The following is a 19408-nucleotide window of genomic DNA, read 5'->3' as shown; positions in this document are numbered from 1 at the left end:
CTCAATGATCGCTTTTCACGCTTCATTTTTATACACTAAAAGTAGAACGAGATCTTAAATAGAAAGAGGTGAGGACAATGGAGGTTTACAGCTATCGTCAAATGGCACGAGACAAAGCAAGCCGGATCAAAGACGGCATGTGTGCTTATGCTGAGACAGAAATGATGGCTCATTTAATTAAAAAAGAATTAAAGCATCAAAATCTCCAAGCCTATGAAGATTCAACAGACATTGGCTGCTGGTTTATCCCTGTGTGCAAGTAACCCTTTTCTCCATGACAAAAAAGAGAGAAGGGACTTCATATCCCTCCTCTCTTATGATGATGATTTACATACTTCTTCTAAATCACGCAAAATCTCATCTGCTACGGCCCAATCATAAATGGACGCACCGGCTGCAAGCGGGTGGCCGCCTCCATGATATTTTTTCGCAATGGTGTTAATGACGACACCTTTAGAGCGGAATCTGACACGAATCTGATCGTTTTCTTCCACAAAAAAGACCCATGCCTTAATGCCTGCAATATTTCCTAGTGTCCCAACAAGCTGTGAGGCCTGCTGCGCTGTTGTTTGGAACGATTCCAAAATTTCACGCTTAATGAACACAGATGCAACCCCGTTCTCTGACAAAGAAATATGTTGAAAAATATAACCATTTAATTTCACGACATTCAAATCTGTCTCATACAATTGATTGAAGAGATCTGAAGATGAAAACGGATATTCGATGAGTTCCCCTGCATATTTGAGTGTCTTTTTCGTTGTGTTTGGGAAAAGGAAGCGGCCTGTGTCTCCTACAATGCCGGCATAGATCAATTCAGCCGCCTTTGTATTCAGCTGATATCCTTCTTCTTTCCCCTCTAAGTACAATTCATAAATCATCTCGCTCACAGAGCTTGCCTCTGTATCTACCCAAAGCAAATCACCATAAGGATCTTCATTCGGGTGATGGTCGATTTTCATCAGCTTATCGCCCATTAAATAGCGCTGATCATCAATTCTTGCTTGATTGGCCGTATCACAGACAATGACAAGGGCCCCTTTATACACGTCGTCTGGTACCTCATCGAGTTCATATAAAAATGAAAGGGATGGCTCAGGGGTTCCTGTCGCATAAATATTTTTTTCTGGATAGGTGGCACGCAAGATTTCCGTAAGGCCGCACTGCGATCCATACGCATCAGGATCTGGTCTTACATGTCTATGAATGATGATGGTGTCATATAATGATATGGTTCTAATCAGTTCTTTTTTCATAAAAACTCCTTCTCATGCGATACTCTTTTTATTATTAAATCATAATCTATCGTGACGGAAAAGTGAGGAATAGACAATTTATTCTAGTAAGCAAGCCTATTTACGTTTAAAATAGGGTTGTAACCACTTACAATGGAGGCTTGGCACATGCTTGTTTTGATTGTGTTTATTATTTGTTCTGCCATGTTTTATTTATACTACAAAGCGAAAAATGTCCGTACGAACCGGCCAGTTGAGAAAAAATTTTGGTCGGCGAAATCCAGTATGGCCCTTGGCTGCTTTGTCCTGCTTTTCGGTGTGAATCAATTATTTTTAAACCGCTCGTCACTCGCATTTGTCATCGGATTTATTTTTGTTGCTGTCGGTATCGGCAGTACGTGGGCTGGGTATAAAGCCTACAAGCATTACCTTCCGCTCTTTTTAAAGGAAGGCGAAAAAGATCACGCGTAATAAGGAAAGGGGCGACATGGGTTCGCCCTTTTGATCATTATCCCCTCTCCATCAGCTGCACCATCAGCATCGCTTTACCTACGATATTCGATTGGTGATAAACCTCGACTTCCAGCTTCCCAAACTTGCGTCCTACTTCTAAAATATTCGGCTTGATCTGGATTGTGGATTCCATTTGGACCGGTTTTAAGAAGTAGACAGAGAGACTCTCGACGATCAGCTCGCCCTTTTTATGAGATTTTAAGAAGCGGTTGGCTGATTCGATTAAAATTTGTGTGAACACCCCATATGAAATGTTTCCAAGCTGGTTCGTCATTTGCGGGGTGACCTCATATTGATAAACCGCATCTGCTTTTGGTTTTTCTGTATCAGTTTCTTTAAACCCTCTTGAGACAACATCATCCAGCTTTTCTCCGACCTGCGGCTGCTTTTGAATCATTTGGAGCGCCTTGAGCACATCCTGACGGCTGATCATCCCGATCAGCTTCGCATGATCATCCACAACTGGCAGCACCTCAATGCCTTCCCACACCATCATTTGGGCAGCTGAGGCGACAGATGTTTTGCCAATGACCGTCAGCGGATTTTTCGTCATCACCTTTTCAATCGGTGTGGAGCGGTCATGCCCCGCAATATCCTTTGAGGTGAGAATTCCGTGAATCTTCATTTGATCATCTGCGACCGGGAAACGGCCGTGGCCAGTTTCATAATTCTTTTCATACCATTTTTCAAGCTTATCCTCTGGTGATAAATACACAGTGCGTTCAATCGGCGTTAAAATATCTTCTACAAGCACAATCTCTTTTTTAATTAATTGGTCATAAATGGCTCTGTTAATGAGAGCCGCTACGGTAAATGTATCGTAGCTTGTTGATAAAATTGGCAGCTCTAGCTCATCTGCGAGCTGAATAATTTCATCATCTGTTGAGAATCCGCCGGTGACCAGCACAGCCGCCCCTGCCTCTAATGCCTGCTTATGGGCATTAATCCGGTTTCCGACGATGAGAAGGTTGCCAGCTGCCGTATAGCGCATCATCGCATCCAGCTCCATCGCTCCGATGACAAATTTATTTAACGTTTTATGTAAGCCTGCTCGTCCTCCAAGCACCTGTCCATCAATGACATTAACCACTTCTGCATATGTCAGTTTTTCAATATTTTCTTTTTTCTTCTGTTCAATTCGAATGGTGCCGACTCGTTCAATGGTACTGACGAACCCTTTATTTTCAGCATCTTTGATGGCCCGATAAGCGGTGCCTTCACTCACTTTCATTTCTTTCGCTATGCGCCGGACAGAAATTTTCTCCCCGACATCTAATGAATCAATATACGATAAAATTTGCTCATGCTTTGTCGCCAATCCCGTTCACCCTTTTTGTTTTCAGCGTTTTCATCTATGTTTCATTATAAGGGCAGGAGGCTTTTAATAGCAATTTGTCTTTTCTTTCAGCAGATAAAGGCAAACAAAAAAGCCGGCATTTGTGTGCCAGCTTTTTTCATATGGGGATTAAATCTCGATTGATTCCCCGCTGTTTAACACATGACCGACGCCGCCATGCAGGCTGTCTGCAAATGCATGCGGATCCTGTTCAATTGGCGGGAATGTGCTGTAGTGAATCGGAACGACCTGTTTTGCCCGCAGCCATTCTGCTGCAATTCTTGCATCCTCCGGCCCCATCGTGAAGTTATCACCAATTGGTAGGAATGCGAGCTCAATATGATTCAGCTCACCAATCAGCTTCATATCTGAAAAGAGTGCAGTGTCTCCAGCATGATAAATTGTTTTGCCCTCTGCGGTAAATAAAATACCTGATGGCATCCCTGTATACGTAATTGTCTGTGCCTCTTCATCAATGACAGCAGAACCATGGAACGCTTGCGTGAGCTTCACTTTACCAAATTCAAACTCACGGCTGCCTCCAATAGAAAGCGGGTGCGTTTTCACCCCTTGCCAGCTTAAATATGTGGCAAGCTCGAAAGGCGCGACAACAAGTGCATCATTGTTTTTAGCGATTTCAATGGTGTCACCGATGTGATCTCCATGTCCATGTGTCAGTAAAATGACATCTGCTTTCACATCTTGCGGATTGATATCTGTGTGCTTATTTCCATTTAAAAATGGGTCAATCCAAATATGATATCCGTTTGTTTCAATGTGTACGACTGAATGTCCATGATATGTAGCTTTCATGTAGTATATCCACCTTTCAATTTTGATCTCATATCATTTATTCCCTCTATAAAAAGCTAAAAAACTTAATGCCTGTGAATGACGTTAAGACCACCTGTTGCTTCAATGACGGTGCCTGTAATGAGGTCTGAACGGTCATCACATAGAAATGAGATGATACGTCCTATATCCTCTCCAGTACCAGACCTGCCTATTGGCGTTTCTTCGTCTTTGATTTGGCGGGCTTCCTCTATTGTCGATTCTTTCATGTCTCCAACGATTTTGCCTGGACAAACCATATTGGCGGTGATGCCGTTTTCGGCTTCTTCAATCGCAATGGTTTTCGTCAATGACGCAAGGCCCACTTTTGCCGCTCCAAAGGCTGATCTGTGCATCCAGCCTGGCGCATGGTCTGCACCTTGGAAGCCATAAGTGATAATGCGGCCAAAGCTTTGTTTTCTCATCATTGGGATGACCATGCGGAACAAATGGAATACTGCTGATAAGTTGCCTTCTATCATTTGATACCATTCATCTTCAGAGTAATCCGCCAGTTTTTTTCGTTCAAAAATATAAGGACCAGCATTGTTAATCAAGGCATCAATCCGCCCAAATCGCTCTATTGCCAGCTCTACCATGTTTTTTAGATCTTCTTTTTTTGTCACATCACCTTGGACAAATTGAAGCTTATCTTCGTACTGCTGTAATTCTTCTCTCATCTGCCGGACAGCTTCATCATCACTTCGATAATTCACTGTCACAGAATACCCCATATTCAGTAAAGACTCGGTGACTTTCCGGCCAAGTCCTTTAGAACCCGCTGTTATTAATGCGTGTCGCACACAATCTCCTCCTAAAGCAAAGGTTGCAAGTTCACGTGTTTCTTATCTTATCTTTTACTTTACTATAAACCGGCAGCTGGCGCACTTATGAACCCTTTATCAATAGGAGTAAAACAGTATAGGGTGATTCATCCACTTTTTCAGATCCCATGAGCCATGGATATCGAGAAGCAGCGAAACAAAACGATAGCATTCTCTCACCTCATGAAGCTCGCGAGGAAGCGGACAAATCTCTTCATACCCCAATTGGACATCGCGGGCAGCTTCTTTCGTCAAAAGGTATTCCAATGCAATAAAATCAAACGCAGCTGGTCCATATACGACATATTCTGTATCAACTAAACTCGTTACTTGATCATCTTTTTCAATATATTGAGACGGATCTAAATCAATTAAAATGAGACTGGCTGAATCAGGAGGCTTCAGCTTTTCTATCTTTTGCAGCACAATTTCTGCATAACAGTGAAATTCAGTCTGATCAGCATAATAACGCTCTATGAGTTTGGGTACAACCTTTTTTAACACCGCATGAAATTCTCTCAAATGTTTCTTTTCAGCTCCGTATACTGCCCCAAAAAAGTCAGTTCGATATGAATGAAGATGTGCTAGTTTCCTCCCATAATCCTTATAAAAGTTTGATGAACGTCCATCGAAAGATGTGAAAGGTGTTCCTTCTACTTTCTCCATTACATAAAAATGTCTCCCTGCCTTCTTCACTTTACGAACAACTTCTGGAATCTGAAACGAATTCGTATGAGACAGTTTTTGATTAATTTGATCGATATACTTTTGTGTAGTATGAGCATCTACTCCATAGATCATATTGATCCCAGTCACAAATTCACTTTCTTCTCTTACAGTTTTAGGAGATTTGATCACATACTCCGTTTTATCTTGTAAGGAGATCAGCCAAACATCATTGGCCCGTCCGTCATATTGTTCTCCTAACGTTTTCACTGATACGATCGGTTGATGAAACAAAGCCTCAAGCGTTTTCTTCATGATCTGCTGTCACTCCCTTTTCTGCTTGACGCTAGTATGCTTTCATTTTCTCCAATGGTCATCAAACTCCTTTTTCCATGACAAAAAAACCATCCGTATCATACGAATGGTTTTTTGCGTGTTATGCCAGACAGGCTTTTGCTTTTTCTAAAGCGAGCTGGATTTGTTTGAATCCAGTTCCGCCTGCACTTGTTCTTTTTTCAACCGCAACATACGGATCAAGAACAGTGTAAATGTCTTGTTCAAAAAGCTCGCTTGCTTCTGTAAAAGTTTCAAAAGGAAGATCACTTAAGTAGATGCCTTTTTGAATACATGTATACACAAGCTTGCCAACGATTTCGTGTGCTTCACGGAATGGCATGCCTTTTTTCGCAAGGTAGTCTGCCACTTCTGTCGCATTTGAGAAATCTTCTTTTGTTGCCTTTTTCATGACATCTTCGTTGACTGTCATCGTTTGAATCATACCTGTGAAGATTTGCAGGCTGCCAGCGATGGTTTTCACTGTATCAAACATGCCTTCTTTATCTTCTTGCAGATCTTTGTTATACGTAAGCGGCAAGCCTTTCATAATCGTGAGAAGCCCCATCAGGTTGCCATACACACGGCCTGTTTTCCCGCGGATTAGTTCAGCCATGTCCGGGTTTTTCTTCTGCGGCATCATGCTGCTGCCTGTTGCATACGTATCATCGAGTTCAATGAATTTGAATTCTTGCGAGCACCATAAAATGATTTCTTCACAAAAACGTGAGAGGTGCATCATCACAAGACTGCTATTAGACAAAAACTCTAAAATGAAGTCCCGATCACTCACACCATCAAGGCTGTTTTCGTAAATGTGATCAAAGCCAAGCTGCTCTGCAGTATATTCACGATCAATCGGGAATGTCGTTCCTGCTAACGCTCCGCATCCAAGCGGAGACACGTTAATTCGCTTCAATGAATCTTGAAAGCGCGCTTTGTCACGCTCAAGCATCCAAAAATAGGCGAGCATATGATGGGCAAACGAAATAGGCTGTGCACGCTGCAGGTGCGTATATCCTGGGAAAATCGTTTCAACGTGCTGTTCTGCCTTTTCTACAAGCACCGTTTGAAAGGAAGAGATCAATTCAATGATATGCTCGACTTGGTTATTCAAATATAAGTGCATATCAGTTGCGACCTGATCATTCCGGCTTCTCGCTGTGTGCAATTTGCCGCCAAGCGGACCAATCTCATCAATGAGCATTTTTTCAAGGTTTAAATGAATGTCCTCATAATCTACTGAAAATTCCAGTTCATCCGCCTCTGCCTTTTTCATGAGCGTATTTAGTCCGTCTTTGATGACAGCGGCCTCCTCATCACCGAGGAAACCGCATTTATTCAGCATACTTGCATGAGCAAGGGAGCCGGTCAGATCTTCTTTCACTAATTGTTTGTCGAAATGAATGGACGCGCCAAACTCATCGACCCATTTTTCTGGTGTTTTTTGAAATCGGCCTCCCCAAAGCTTTTTCATGCTTTAACCTGCTCCTTTTTATTCACGATGCTGTTTACTTTTGTCGGTAAGCCCCAAAGGTTAATAAATCCTACAGCTGCATCATGATCAAATTCATCTGCTTTTGTATAAGTTGCGAGATTTTCATCATAAAGTGAATATGGTGATTTACGTCCTTCTACAATGGCATGGCCTTTAAATAGTTTCACACGTACAACACCTGTTACGTTTTGCTGTGTTTCTTGTAAGAATGCATCTAGTGCTTCTTTAAGCGGTGAGAACCATAAGCCGTTGTATATTAATTCAGCCATTTTTTGTTCCACGATTGGTTTAAAGTGTGCGACTTCTTTAACAAGCGTTAAGTCTTCAAGCTCTTTATGTGCTTTAAGAAGTGTGACTGCACCTGGGCACTCGTACACTTCACGAGATTTGATCCCAACAAGACGGTTTTCAACGTGATCGATTCTGCCAACACCATGCTGACCAGCGACTTCATTTAAATGAAGGATAAGGTCAGATAATGAATACTGGATTCCGTCAATCGCTGTCGGTTTTCCTTTTTCAAACGTGATTTCAATGATTTCTGGTGTGTCAGGTGTTTTTTCAAGTGGATTTGTCAGATCATATGCACCTTCTGGCGGCGCAGCCCAAGGATCTTCTAAAATGCCACATTCGTTACTTCTGCCCCAAAGGTTTTGGTCGATTGAATATGGGCTGTCTAAGTTAATCGGAATTGGAATACCATGTTTTTGTGCATAATCGATTTCCTCATCACGAGACCATTTCCATTCACGCACTGGCGCAAGAACTTCTAGATCTGGATTCAATGCTTTAATGGATACTTCAAAACGAACTTGGTCGTTCCCTTTTCCAGTACATCCATGAGCAACAGCTACTGCATTTTCTTTTTCTGCTACTTCCACTAATTTTTTTGCAATAAGCGGACGGGATAGTGCAGATACTAGTGGGTATTTTCCTTCATACATTGTGTGTGCTTGTAATGCAGTGAGTGCAAACTCTTCAGCAAATTCTTCTTTTGCGTCAATCATGTATGATTGAACCGCTCCGACTTGAAGCGCTTTTTGTTGAACGAATGCCAAGTCTTTTCCTTCACCTACGTCAAGGCAGCAAGCAACAACTTCGTATCCTTGCTCTTGTAACCATTTAACTGCAACAGAGGTATCAAGACCTCCGGAATATGCTAATACAACTTTTTTATTTTGTGACATGATTGAAAAGCTCCTCTCGCTTGTTTTGATTCTGTGAATGTTTTTTTGCATAAAAATAAGTTTTAATTTATAAACATGCATTTAGTATGTATACACTGTAACAAGGAAAAATTGTTTTTTCAACCCCTTTATGAAAAAAACTCTGCCAAATTTTCTTGGCAGAGTCATTTTGGGCTATTTTTGATCTTTTTCAAGCTCTCGTAAGACGTGAGGAAGCTCTGGAATCACGAGTTTTGTCATGGCTAAACGAACGGCTCCGGTAGATCCCGGCGTGGCAAAGACAGCCTTTTGATTGACGACCCCTGCCGCTGCCCGGGACAAGATAGCAGCTGAACCTATGTCTTCTGTATAGCTGAGCATTCGGAAGATTTCACCAAAGCCAGGCAGCTCCTTGGAAAAAAGAGGGGTAATCGCTTCAATGGTCACATCCCTTGCAGCAATTCCTGTTCCGCCATTTAACAAGACGGCATCTATTTTCGGTTCGCTTGTTCCTTCCAGCACAGCGTCTTGAATCGATCCAATATCATCTTTTACAATATCGTATGCAAGAACAAGATGTCCCTGTTCTTTGAGCAAATCAATCATCAGGCGCCCGCTTTTATCTGTTTCCTTCGTTCTTGTATCACTGACCGTAATGACCTTCACATAAAGCCTTTCTTTCGCCTCTCGTTTATGTTCTGTCACGCTCATTTTCCGCAACGCTCCCTTTTACTTCATTTTGGACAACATTATAGCATGCAGCTTTTAACAGAAAAAAGCTCTTTTCCTTATTGGAAAAGAGCTTTTCAAAGATGATTACGCTAAACGCATAACGTCTCTTGCAATCATTACTTCTTCGTTTGTTGGGATGACGATCACTTTTACAGGAGAGTGCGGGTAGCTGATGAATGCTTCTTCGCCTCTCATGTTGTTTAGGGAAGGATCCCAGTAAACGCCCATGAATTCTAGACCACGAAGTACACGTGCTCTTACTTCTGAACTGTTTTCACCGATTCCAGCTGTGAAGATGATCGCATCTACGCCATTCATTCTTGCTGCATAAGAGCCGATGTATTTATGAATACGGCTCGCAAAAATATCAAGAGCAACTTCTGCACGGTCGTTTCCTTCTTCTGTTGCTTCTTCAATATCACGAAGGTCACTTGACAGACCAGACACACCTAAAAGACCACTCTTCTTATTCAAAGTAGAAAGCACTTCTTCAGCAGTATGTCCTGTTTTTTCCATAATGAATGGAATAAGAGCAGGGTCAATGTTACCTGAACGTGTACCCATTGCAACACCAGCAAGTGGTGTAAAGCCCATAGATGTATCGATTGATTTTCCGCCTTCAACTGCTGCGATACTCGCACCATTTCCAAGGTGGCAAGAAATCAAACGAAGCTCTTCTAGTGGACGGCCTAATAGCTCTGCTGCACGCTCTGTAACGAACTTGTGGCTTGTCCCGTGGAATCCGTATTTACGAATACCAAAGTTTTTGTAGTAGTCGTACGGAAGGCTGTATAGGTAAGACTGCTCTGGCATAGTTTGGTGGAACGCTGTATCGAACACAGCAATCGCTGGTACGTCAGGCAGAATTTGTTTGAATGCTTTGATTCCTACAACGTTTGCAGGGTTGTGAAGTGGTGCAAGCTCTGAAAGCTGATCAATGTCGTTAATCACTTCATCAGTTAAAAGTACAGAATCGCTGAATTTCTCTCCGCCGTGAACAACACGGTGTCCTACGCCATCAATTTCATTAAAGTCTTTGATGATGTGAAATTCAGTTAGTTTTTCAAGCAGCATTTTGACCGCTACTGCGTGATCTGGAATATCTGTCACTTCTGTTTTCTTTTCTCCATCTACAGAAATCGTGAAGATACTGTTGTCCATTCCGATTCTTTCAACAAGCCCTTTTGTTAAAACGGTTTCTTCTGGCATGTCGAACAATTGGAATTTAAGAGATGAGCTTCCTGCGTTGATTGCAATAATTTTGGACATTACTGTCGCTCCTTTTACTCAGTTGTTATATAAGGTTTCACGTTTTTTCCGGTGCTATATTCAACCTGTTTGACGGGTCTTTTATAGTTTAACGATAAGTCCGAAAAATATCTGACTTTTTCATTTAAACATTGAAAACTTTGCATTTCAAGTGCACCTTCAAACTGTTATCGCTTACATCAATAAGTCATTATTTTCTGAATAGTAAAATATCCAGATTATTGACAAAGAGCTAAAATGATTTTTATTTTAGCTCTTTGTTTTCTTTTCAGCGTGATAGAAAACCTTTGCAGCTCTAGGAAGGGCGAGCACCGGAGCGCAGACCTGACAACGAATGCGAGGGTTTGTCTACACGCTGAAATAGCCAGAAATATCTCTGGCTATTCTTTCGTTTCTTTTTCTTCTATAAACCACTGGTCTAATTTTCTCATCACACCGACCATTGCTTCCTTTTGTGAGAAAGATGGAAGATTGGCAAACAGCATTCGTTTTGGTGCTTCCAGCCCTTCTCTTTTCTTTTGCATCACAAATAAGCTTTTGGCGTGTTTTTTATCCTTAAACATGGACACTGGCAGCTGAATTAACGCATTCATATACGCATGATCTTTGATGAAATCCTTTAATTGTACGCTTTCTTTACCTTCAAACAAATCGTTTGGAATGATGAAGAATAAGAAGCCGCCTTCTTTTGTGTAGCGGAGGCTTTGTTCAATGAATAAATAATGGGCAAAGGCATGTCCTTCTTTTGCCTTTAATGTAAAGTCTGCTGCACGTTCATCATTTGGATAATAACCGACTGGCAGGCTGCATACAGTGACATCTGCCGGTGAGATTAGAAGCGGTTCAAGACTATCCTGGTGGAAAAGCTCGACTTCCTTCTCCTCTAAATTCGCCTGGGCCCAAGCAATTTTAATGAGCACATCATCAATTTCAGACGCAAAGCCGCGTTTTGTTTCTGCCGTGAGATTGTTTAAAACCGCAAGAAGTAAGTTTCCTGTTCCAGCTGCTGGATCAAAGACAACAAGCTCTTTTTGACCTTCTAAAAATTTATTCACCAAATAGCTGACAAACAGTCCAATCGTATCTGGCGTCATCTGGCGATTTGGATGAGAAATATCCTTTTGACCTTTCAATACGGCGAGCTGAAACGCTTTACGAATCTGCTCATGATCATAAGAAGCAAAATCTGCTTTCTCTATTAAATCCTTTAATAAACCGTTTCGATCATTTGCTTGGAAAAAGGCTTCTCCTGCTTCTGCCAATGCCTCAATATAGGAAATGCTCTGTTCCTTTTTCAATCGAATAGAAGCTGTATCGAGCAGTTCAAAAATAGTACTTACTTGATCTTTCTGCAATGCTTTTCTCTCCTCGCTTTGTTAAAAGCTATATGTTCTCATTGAAAAGAGCCCCAGGATGAAGCCGGAGCTCTTGTCTATGCTGCTTTTATAACAGTGATTTTGCAGCTTCAATGGCTTTTTCATAATTTGGGTGATTCGTTGCTTCACTTACGTATTCAGTGTAAACCACTTTTCCGTTAGGGTCTAATACGAAGACTGCGCGCGCCAATAAACGCAATTCTTTCATATACACTCCGAATGCTTCACCAAATGACATATCTCTGTGATCAGATAATGTTTCAACATTTTCAATTCCGTTTGCTCCGCACCAGCGTGCTTGTGCAAATGGAAGGTCTGCACTAATCGTATAAATATTGACGGGACCTAAACCGGCTGCCTCTTCATTGAAACGTCTTGTTTGTGCGTCACACACACCTGTATCAATAGAAGGAATCACTGAGATGATCGTCACTTTTCCTGCTAAATCAGAAAGTGAAACTTCTCCAAGTGAGTTCGTTAAAACCGTAAAATCAGGAGCCTGCTCGCCTACTTTTACTTCATTTCCTACAAGCGTGACAGGACTTCCTTTAAATGTGATCGATGCCAAAACAATTCCTCCCTTTTCAAATGTATGGTTCTATCATAGTAGAGAAAGCAAAAAACTGCAAAGCCTAATCGTCCATTTTGAAAAAAAAGTTAACTGCAGCGCAGCTAACTTTTTAAAGGTCTATGTCATCTAGTTTTCGTTCTTTATGACGGTGCTCCCGCTCATCCTTCTTAAACATGTGCTGAAGACGTTCAATTGCTTGAGGAGCAGAATCCAATATTTTATCGAGCAGATGTGTGTGTTCATCCAAATGAAGCATTCGAACTCCGTTTGTTCCTACAATTAAGAAGGCAATTGGTGTAATCGATACCCCGCCGCCGCTTCCGCCGCCAAATGGGAGTCTTGGTTCTTTTCGTTCTTGATCATCAGAACGCTTTTCCTTCTTTTGGTTCCCGTTAAATTCACTGCCGCCGGCTGCAAATCCAAAACCAACTTTTGACACAGTGAGAATGACACTGCCGTCAGGGGTTTCGACTGGATCGCCGATGATTGTATTCACATCTATCATTTCTTTTAAGTTTTCCATCGCTGTCTTCATGAGACCTTGGATTGGATGATCTGCCATTTTCGGGTTCCTCCTTAAACAGATGATTCATTCTTCGTTGCTTGAAGAGAGGCACTTTTTCTCGCCTTTCTCCCTTTTAACCAATGAACAAGTAAACGAATGGCTGCAAGCATAGCATGTCCAAGACGAAAATAAGCTATACATGTAAACTGAGTCTGCGATACGTTGTGCTGAAAGGCCGGAATGACTTCATATACTGGTTTATGCTTAAAGTTCAGATGCTCCTGCATAAAGGCAAGCAGCGCTCCTTTAACTGACCACACACCGCCAGCTGCTACACCTGTTAAAGCGGCGTCATGAAAGCCGATCCATGTCGACCAGTGAAATGAGACAACCCTTATGTGAATGAAGAACTTGCGCATGATCCGATTTAAATCGACAATCTCTTTTGTGATGCGCTCCATTTGATGAAGGATTTGCTTCATATCACGTTTTCCTACTTTTTTATGCATCGATTCTTTTTCGTGATCAGGGGTTTTGGCGCTTTCCATTTTCTTTTCACGAATATCAATCGTTTGGTCTTCTGGATTGACCCTCACCATCGGAATCTCTTTTTTGAGTCTGACCAATCCATATAAGGTGATGACCTTCAGTGCAATATGGTCATTGTCGTTTGTATGCGAATAGTCCAGCGAAATGGTTACTTTCATGAAAATCAATAAGATCACAAGAAACAACAACGCTGCGATCCAAACGTAAAGCACTGTGCTCACTTCCTCCATAACAAATGATGCTTCCCCTACGATTATGGCTCTCATTCTGGATTTTATACCCAATCAACAAAAAAAAGAGTTTGACCGGTACGCGGCCAAACTCCTCTGATTATACGTTTGATTCTGTTTTTTCATATAAATGTTCATGGACGACCACCGTATCAGCAAAGTAATCATGAACCCCTTGCTTTTTCGGCGAGAACCCAACGATTGCATAGAGAACAAAGATCGTATTAATGTAACGTCCCACAATCTCTCTAAAGAAAATAACATCCCATGCCAGCTTCTTCTCAGGCTGAAGTGAGACCACTTTAATCCCAAACACCATTTTGCCAAGTGTTTGTTGAAAGATTTTCGTCATGATGGCGAAATAAAGGAGGAATACAATCGTCGTTGTGACGGAAAATGGAGAAAACCATCCCCCTCCTTTGGACCAGCCAAACAGACTAAAGATTGGAGAAACCGTCAAATGGTTGACACCCCAGACGACGAGCCAATCAAGAATAAACGCCCAAAATCTAATCCAAAAACCTGCAAACGCCTGTGCTTTAATTGAAGCGCGCTTCACAAAGGCCGGCTTCGATTCTTCCTCTTGGCTGCGGCTTTCGCTTACTTCATCGAATGTAGAATCCATCTATGATCCCTCCTTTATTTTGAATAGAGATACATCGGTTTAGACCCATTTGAGCCAGCCAGTGTTTCTTTTAAATTCAGAAAATCAATTTCGCTTTTAAAGAGCTTGCTTGCACTCATGTTGAAGAGAGAGTTCCAGCCAAAGCTTTGAGAATAGCTGACCACTGTTGCTCCTTTTAAGCCTTTTTCATTTTTCTTCATCGCTTTTAATGCATCTTCATAATACCCAAGCTCATCGACTAATCCGTTCGATTTTGCCTGTGTCCCGTCATATACTCGGCCGTCAGCAATTTTCTTGACTTCCTGTTTTGACATGCCCCGTCCTTCAGAGATCACTTTGACAAATCCTTCATAAGAGTTATCGACCATGCTTTGCATGATATTACGCTCATCTTTTGTCATATCACGGTTAGGAGACATGATGTCTTTGAATTTCCCGCTTTTAATCGTTTCATATTTAATGCCCAAATTATCTGCCAGCTTTGAATAATTCAAGCTCTGCATAATAACACCTAGTGATCCTGTTAATGTTTCAGGTGAAGCAAAGATTTTCTTCGCTGGTGTTGACACGTAGTAGCCGCCAGAAGCTGCCATTGAGCCCATAGATACGTAAATCGGCTTCTTCGCTTTTTTCACTTCTTCTAATTTTTTATGTATTTCAGCACTTTCATAGACACCGCCGCCAGGAGAGTTAACGCGCAGCAGTACGCCTTTTACCGAAGCATCCTCTTTCGCTTTATCTAGTTCCTTGAGGAATGCACGATGATCATACCCTTCTCCGCCTAATAGGCTCGAGGCGCCGCCATTATCTTGAATGGTTCCATTAATCTCAAGAACAGCAATCTTGCCTGCACCGCTGCCATTCTCTAGTACCTTCTCTTCTATTTCATCCCCGAATTGATAGCTCATTTTATTGTCATTGAAGCTATCGAACAAGGCCATCGTGACACTAATCACAATTGAAAATCCGAAAACACCAAGTGCAATAATGAGCGCTACCCATCTTTTCGCATTCATCTTTTTCTCCTCCTTTTTGTCTCACTTCATTCATACGAATGCCCACATGAAATGTTTCACAGGAATTGTGGTTTTTTTACATTTCATGTAGGCATATGATAGCACCTCTCTTAAATAACGATCAACTTTACGTCGTCTACGTAGACAAGCGCATGACGAAAAATTGGCTTTTTTATCCTCTCCCTGCACCTAATAGGCTAGATCTTCACCGCAACGAAACACCCAAACCATTCTTTCATGAGAAAACGGCTATTCAATTATGCTCAGGATTCAGCCATTTCGAATCACTCACATCGACTCATTTCTCATCATGCAAATCTGATCATTAGATGTTCTCTCTAATGTTTTTACTTTCATATGAAAAAAGTGTAAAATGTGAGCAAGGGTTTTCATGTAAGCCCTTTATCATTGGAAATTATTTTTGACAGCAAAGGGGAGAACGTCAATGACAGACAATCGACGCAATGTATTTTTCTTTTACAAAAAAGATCATGAATTGGATGGACACATTTCTTCTCTCGAGAAGCTCGCTACCGATCAAGGCTTTCACGTCGTCAAGCGTGCAGAGGATGCCCATATTATTGCTTCAATTGGCGGGGATGGCACATTTCTTCAAGCAGTCCGCAAAACGAACTTCCGGGATGACTGCTTGTATGTAGGGGTATCAAAATCAGAGAATACGCACCTATACTGTGATTTCTCGTTAGAGCATTTTGATAAAATGATTGATGCCATGAACACTGAACAGCTTGAAGTGAGAAAATATCCAATCATCGATGTAAGCGTTGACAGCACAAACCAGTTCCATTGCTTAAATGAACTGTCGATCCGCTCCAGCATTATTAAAACATTTGTGATCGATGTGTATATAGATGATTTCCACTTTGAAACTTTTAGAGGCGACGGCATGATTATTTCCACTCCGACTGGCTCAACGGCTTACAATAAATCCGTGAGCGGCGCCGTGGTTGATCCGATGCTTCCATGTATGCAAGTCACAGAGCTTGCATCTCTGAATAACAACTCGTACCGTACATTAGGCGCTCCTTTCATCTTAAGCAGTGACCGTAAGCTGACGCTGAAAGTGGTGCAGGATGGAAACGATCATCCAATTATCGGGCTTGATAACGAAGCGCTCGGTACAAAGCACGTCAAACAAATTGACATTGGCCTTTCAGGAAAAGTCATTAAAACGGTGAAATTAAAAGACAACTCTTACTGGGAAAAAGTAAAACGCAGATTCCTTTAATCTTTCAGATTATTGAGGGTTTAAAGCTCCTTTATGGGGCTTTTTTTTATGTCTTTTCATTCACGGTCATGGTTATGGTATGATGTCACAAGTATGAATGTACGAAAAGGAGAACACGATGACATTACAACATTTTGATCAATATCCATTAAGTGATGAATTGAAACAAGCGTTAGAAGCGCTTCACTTCCATACACCTACACCCGTTCAGCACGAAACATTATCCGTTGCTTTTTCAAAGCAGGATTTAATCGTCAAATCTCAGACTGGCAGCGGCAAGACTGCAGCATATGGTCTTCCGATTTGTGAAATGGTTGATTGGGCTGAAAATAAACCTCAAGCCCTTATCCTCGTTCCGACACGAGAACTCGCCATGCAGGTCAAACAAGACCTCACAAGCCTTGGACGATTCAAACGAATCAAAGCCGCAGCCATTTTTGGAAAAGCCTCTTTTCAAGCGCAGAAAGTAGAACTTTCACAGAAAAATCATATTGTGTGCGGGACACCAGGCCGCATTTTGGATCACCTTGAGAAAGGCACCCTTTCTTTAGAAAATCTCAAATTTTTCGTGTTAGATGAAGCGGATGAAATGCTGAACATGGGATTTATCGATCAGGTCTCTTCTATTATTCAGTATCTGCCGCCAAAGCGCATGTCGATGCTATTTTCAGCGACAATGTCTGATGATATGAAGAAATTGAGTGAACAGTTTTTACAATCACCGAAAATCATTGAGATCGCACGTGAAGAAACGTCTGTACAGCAAATTACCCACACCGTGATTGAAACAGAAGAGGAATCGAAATTCTCCCTTCTTCAGCGTACGATCGTCATTGAAAATCCAGATAGCTGCATTATTTTCTGTAATACACAAGACCAGGTGAATGAACTCACGATGAAGCTGGATGAATGGGATGTACCCTGTGACAAAATTCACGGCGGCATGAGACAGGAAGACCGCTTTGATGTGATGGATGAATTTAAAAAAGGTGAATTCCGTTACCTGATCGCAACAGATATAGCAGCCCGGGGAATTGATGTCAGTGATATGACACATGTCATTCATTATGATCTTCCTTATGAAAAAGAGCGCTATATTCACCGAACTGGTAGAACAGGCAGAGCGGGAAAAAGCGGAAAAACGATTGCGTTTATGACAAAGAATGCTAAGCCGCTTATTGATGAATTAAAGCAGGATGCCGGCATAGATTTTCAAACTCAGCCATATCCAACGAAGGAAGAAGCAGAGAAGCATGTAGAAAGCTTTGAAGAAAAGATTGAAACGCCTATTCAAAAGGAAAATAAACAGGCAGGCGTTGAGAAGGATATTATGAAGCTTTATTTTAACGGCGGAAAGAAAAAGAAGCTGCGAGCTGTTGATTTCGTTGGGACCATTGCCAAAATAGATGGCGTTGCATTCGATGACATTGGGATTATTACGATTCAAGACACGAAAACATATGTAGATATTTTAAACGGCAAAGGCCCTCTTGTGCTGAATGCCATGCGCCACACAACCATTAAAGGCAAGCAGTTAAAAGTACATGAAGCACGTTCATAAAAAGTAAAGGCCCAGCGCCTTTACTTTTTTTTATTGATGATGTAATAAGCGCACAAACGTTGATCCCATCAGCCTTTTTGATGACAAATATGACAAATGTCATATTGAATACATGATGGGTGCTACTATGAGCATGACACCTTTCCTTCTATACTTTGAAGTAGAAAGAAACGGAAAGGACTTGAACGTTCATGACGACTTCAACAAACACACAGCAGCAAGCTACTTTAAGAAAACAAGTGGGTCAATTCTCTGGTGCTGATTCGAAAAAAAGTATCATTCAACTCTTTAATACATTCATTCCATTTTTAGGGCTTTGGTTTCTTGCCTATTACAGCCTGAATATCTCCTACCTTTTAACCCTCTTCTTTGCGGTTATTGCAGCTGGGTTTTTAGTACGTGTCTTTATTATTTTTCACGACTGCTGCCATCAATCCTTTTTTAAACAGAAGCCGCTAAATCACCTGTTCGGTTTTTTAACGGGCGTACTCACCCTTTTCCCTTATCTTCAATGGCAACGAGATCATTCAATTCACCATGCCACAAGCAGTAATTTAGACAAACGAGGTACTGGTGACATTTGGCTCCTAACAGTCAAAGAATATCAAGAAGCATCAGCATGGACGAAATTTCGCTACAGATTTTATCGTAACCCTTTTGTGATGTTTATTTTAGGACCGATCTTTGTCTTTCTCTTAAAAAACCGTTTTAACGTCAAAAATGCTCGTAAAAAAGAGCGTTGGAACACGTATTTCACAAACGTGAGCATCATTGCGTTAGCAGCCGCAACATGTCTTCTTTTTGGCTGGCAGGAATTCCTGCTTGTTCAAGGTCCGATCTTCCTGATCTCAGGATCTATCGGTGTATGGTTGTTTTATGTACAGCATACATTTGAGGACTCATACTTTGAAGCAGATGAACATTGGAACTATGTGCAGGCAGCTGTTGAAGGAAGCTCTTTTTACAAATTGCCAAAGCTTCTTCAATGGTTAACAGGTAATATCGGTTACCATCATGTTCATCATTTAAGCCCAAGAGTACCGAATTATCATTTAGAGCATGCTCATGAGCAAAGTGAACCGTTGCAAAATGTCCCAACCATTACATTAAAAACAAGTATTGAATCCATGAAATTTAGATTGTGGGATGAAGAAACGAAAGCATTCGTTACCTTCAAAGAGGCAAGGCAATCTAAGAAGATGAACGTCCCTGTTATCAAAGGAGACATTCTGAAGAAAAATGCATAATTGGTTCAAGCTCTTTCTTACACTAGAAGGAGCTTGTTATCATTTACAGGATGCAGCCGCATGTTGAATTTGATAA

The 19408-nt window shown here is 41.5% G+C and carries 20 protein-coding genes; 5 read left to right on the top strand and 15 right to left on the bottom strand.

Annotated elements, in window-relative coordinates; all coding sequences use genetic code 11:
- Positions 1–77 precede the first annotated feature (77 nt).
- Complete coding sequence (locus tag AC3WTB_RS15750) at positions 78–263, top strand: YtzJ family protein (protein WP_003216400.1); 186 nt, start codon at positions 78–80, stop codon at positions 261–263.
- 51 nt (positions 264–314) lie between these two features.
- On the opposite strand, the gene AC3WTB_RS15745 is transcribed toward AC3WTB_RS15750, so the two are convergent.
- On the bottom strand, positions 315–1256 hold the full coding sequence (locus AC3WTB_RS15745; protein ID WP_024424800.1) for a DHH family phosphoesterase: 942 nt from the start codon (positions 1254–1256) through the stop codon (positions 315–317).
- A gap of 147 nt (positions 1257–1403) precedes the next feature.
- Between AC3WTB_RS15745 and AC3WTB_RS15740 the strand changes: the two genes are divergently transcribed.
- Positions 1404–1706 (top strand): YtpI family protein, encoded by a 303-nt coding sequence (locus tag AC3WTB_RS15740; RefSeq protein WP_003216665.1) that lies wholly within the window; start codon positions 1404–1406, stop codon positions 1704–1706.
- A gap of 37 nt (positions 1707–1743) precedes the next feature.
- Here the strand turns inward: AC3WTB_RS15740 and AC3WTB_RS15735 are convergent, their stop codons facing one another.
- The 14 genes from AC3WTB_RS15735 to sppA all read right to left on the bottom strand — a co-directional run bounded on the left by AC3WTB_RS15735 (position 1744) and on the right by sppA (position 15275).
- Positions 1744–3066 carry a CBS domain-containing protein gene (locus AC3WTB_RS15735; RefSeq protein ID WP_039180580.1) on the bottom strand — a complete coding sequence of 441 codons (1323 nt, stop codon included), beginning with the start codon at positions 3064–3066 and terminating at the stop codon, positions 1744–1746.
- Between the two features lie 147 nt (positions 3067–3213).
- Positions 3214–3897 carry a metal-dependent hydrolase gene (locus AC3WTB_RS15730; protein WP_039180583.1) on the bottom strand — a complete coding sequence of 228 codons (684 nt, stop codon included), beginning with the start codon at positions 3895–3897 and terminating at the stop codon, positions 3214–3216.
- Positions 3898–3962: 65 nt separating this feature from the next.
- Positions 3963–4718 (bottom strand): SDR family oxidoreductase, encoded by a 756-nt coding sequence (locus AC3WTB_RS15725; RefSeq protein WP_039180586.1) that lies wholly within the window; start codon positions 4716–4718, stop codon positions 3963–3965.
- Positions 4719–4817: 99 nt separating this feature from the next.
- Positions 4818–5720 (bottom strand): phosphotransferase, encoded by a 903-nt coding sequence (locus AC3WTB_RS15720; protein ID WP_461198405.1) that lies wholly within the window; start codon positions 5718–5720, stop codon positions 4818–4820.
- A gap of 121 nt (positions 5721–5841) precedes the next feature.
- A complete protein-coding gene (gene argH, locus AC3WTB_RS15715; RefSeq protein WP_492333951.1) occupies positions 5842–7215 on the bottom strand; it encodes an argininosuccinate lyase in 1374 nt (457 codons plus the stop codon).
- A complete protein-coding gene (locus AC3WTB_RS15710; RefSeq protein WP_024424806.1) occupies positions 7212–8423 on the bottom strand; it encodes an argininosuccinate synthase in 1212 nt (403 codons plus the stop codon). Before AC3WTB_RS15710 ends, argH begins: the two co-directional genes overlap by 4 nt.
- Before the next feature lie 174 nt (positions 8424–8597).
- Positions 8598–9113, bottom strand: coding sequence for a MogA/MoaB family molybdenum cofactor biosynthesis protein (locus AC3WTB_RS15705; protein WP_039180591.1), 516 nt, complete (start codon positions 9111–9113; stop codon positions 8598–8600).
- Positions 9114–9218: 105 nt separating this feature from the next.
- Positions 9219–10403 carry an acetate kinase gene (locus AC3WTB_RS15700; protein ID WP_039180594.1) on the bottom strand — a complete coding sequence of 395 codons (1185 nt, stop codon included), beginning with the start codon at positions 10401–10403 and terminating at the stop codon, positions 9219–9221.
- Positions 10404–10783: 380 nt separating this feature from the next.
- Positions 10784–11758, bottom strand: coding sequence for a class I SAM-dependent methyltransferase (locus AC3WTB_RS15695; protein WP_492333950.1), 975 nt, complete (start codon positions 11756–11758; stop codon positions 10784–10786).
- 88 nt (positions 11759–11846) lie between these two features.
- Positions 11847–12347, bottom strand: a complete 501-nt coding sequence (gene tpx / locus AC3WTB_RS15690) for a thiol peroxidase (RefSeq protein ID WP_024424810.1) — start codon at positions 12345–12347, stop codon at positions 11847–11849.
- 112 nt (positions 12348–12459) lie between these two features.
- Entirely contained in the window at positions 12460–12912 is a 453-nt protein-coding gene (gene ytfJ, locus AC3WTB_RS15685) for a GerW family sporulation protein (protein ID WP_024424811.1), read from the bottom strand.
- Positions 12913–12926: 14 nt separating this feature from the next.
- Positions 12927–13634, bottom strand: coding sequence for a DUF2953 domain-containing protein (locus AC3WTB_RS15680; RefSeq protein WP_144491322.1), 708 nt, complete (start codon positions 13632–13634; stop codon positions 12927–12929).
- A 100-nt stretch (positions 13635–13734) separates the two neighbouring features.
- Entirely contained in the window at positions 13735–14259 is a 525-nt protein-coding gene (locus AC3WTB_RS15675) for an RDD family protein (RefSeq protein WP_492333949.1), read from the bottom strand.
- Between the two features lie 14 nt (positions 14260–14273).
- Positions 14274–15275, bottom strand: coding sequence for a signal peptide peptidase SppA (sppA, locus tag AC3WTB_RS15670; RefSeq protein ID WP_024424813.1), 1002 nt, complete (start codon positions 15273–15275; stop codon positions 14274–14276).
- 445 nt (positions 15276–15720) lie between these two features.
- Here sppA and AC3WTB_RS15665 point away from each other — a divergent pair, with 445 nt between their 5' ends.
- From AC3WTB_RS15665 to desA, 3 genes are all read left to right on the top strand, one after another.
- Positions 15721–16524, top strand: coding sequence for an NAD kinase (locus AC3WTB_RS15665; protein ID WP_024424814.1), 804 nt, complete (start codon positions 15721–15723; stop codon positions 16522–16524).
- Between the two features lie 118 nt (positions 16525–16642).
- The gene (locus tag AC3WTB_RS15660) at positions 16643–18085 is read left to right on the top strand and encodes a DEAD/DEAH box helicase (protein ID WP_492333948.1); all 1443 of its coding nucleotides are present in this window, start codon (positions 16643–16645) and stop codon (positions 18083–18085) included.
- 191 nt (positions 18086–18276) lie between these two features.
- Positions 18277–19332 (top strand): Delta(5) desaturase DesA, encoded by a 1056-nt coding sequence (gene desA, locus AC3WTB_RS15655; RefSeq protein ID WP_058838279.1) that lies wholly within the window; start codon positions 18277–18279, stop codon positions 19330–19332.
- Positions 19333–19408 lie beyond the last annotated feature (76 nt).

The organism is Bacillus sp. EB106-04-04-XG123 (assembly GCF_058791855.1).
Note: the sequence above shows the minus strand (reverse complement) of the source record. Positions and strands in the feature narration are given on the sequence as shown.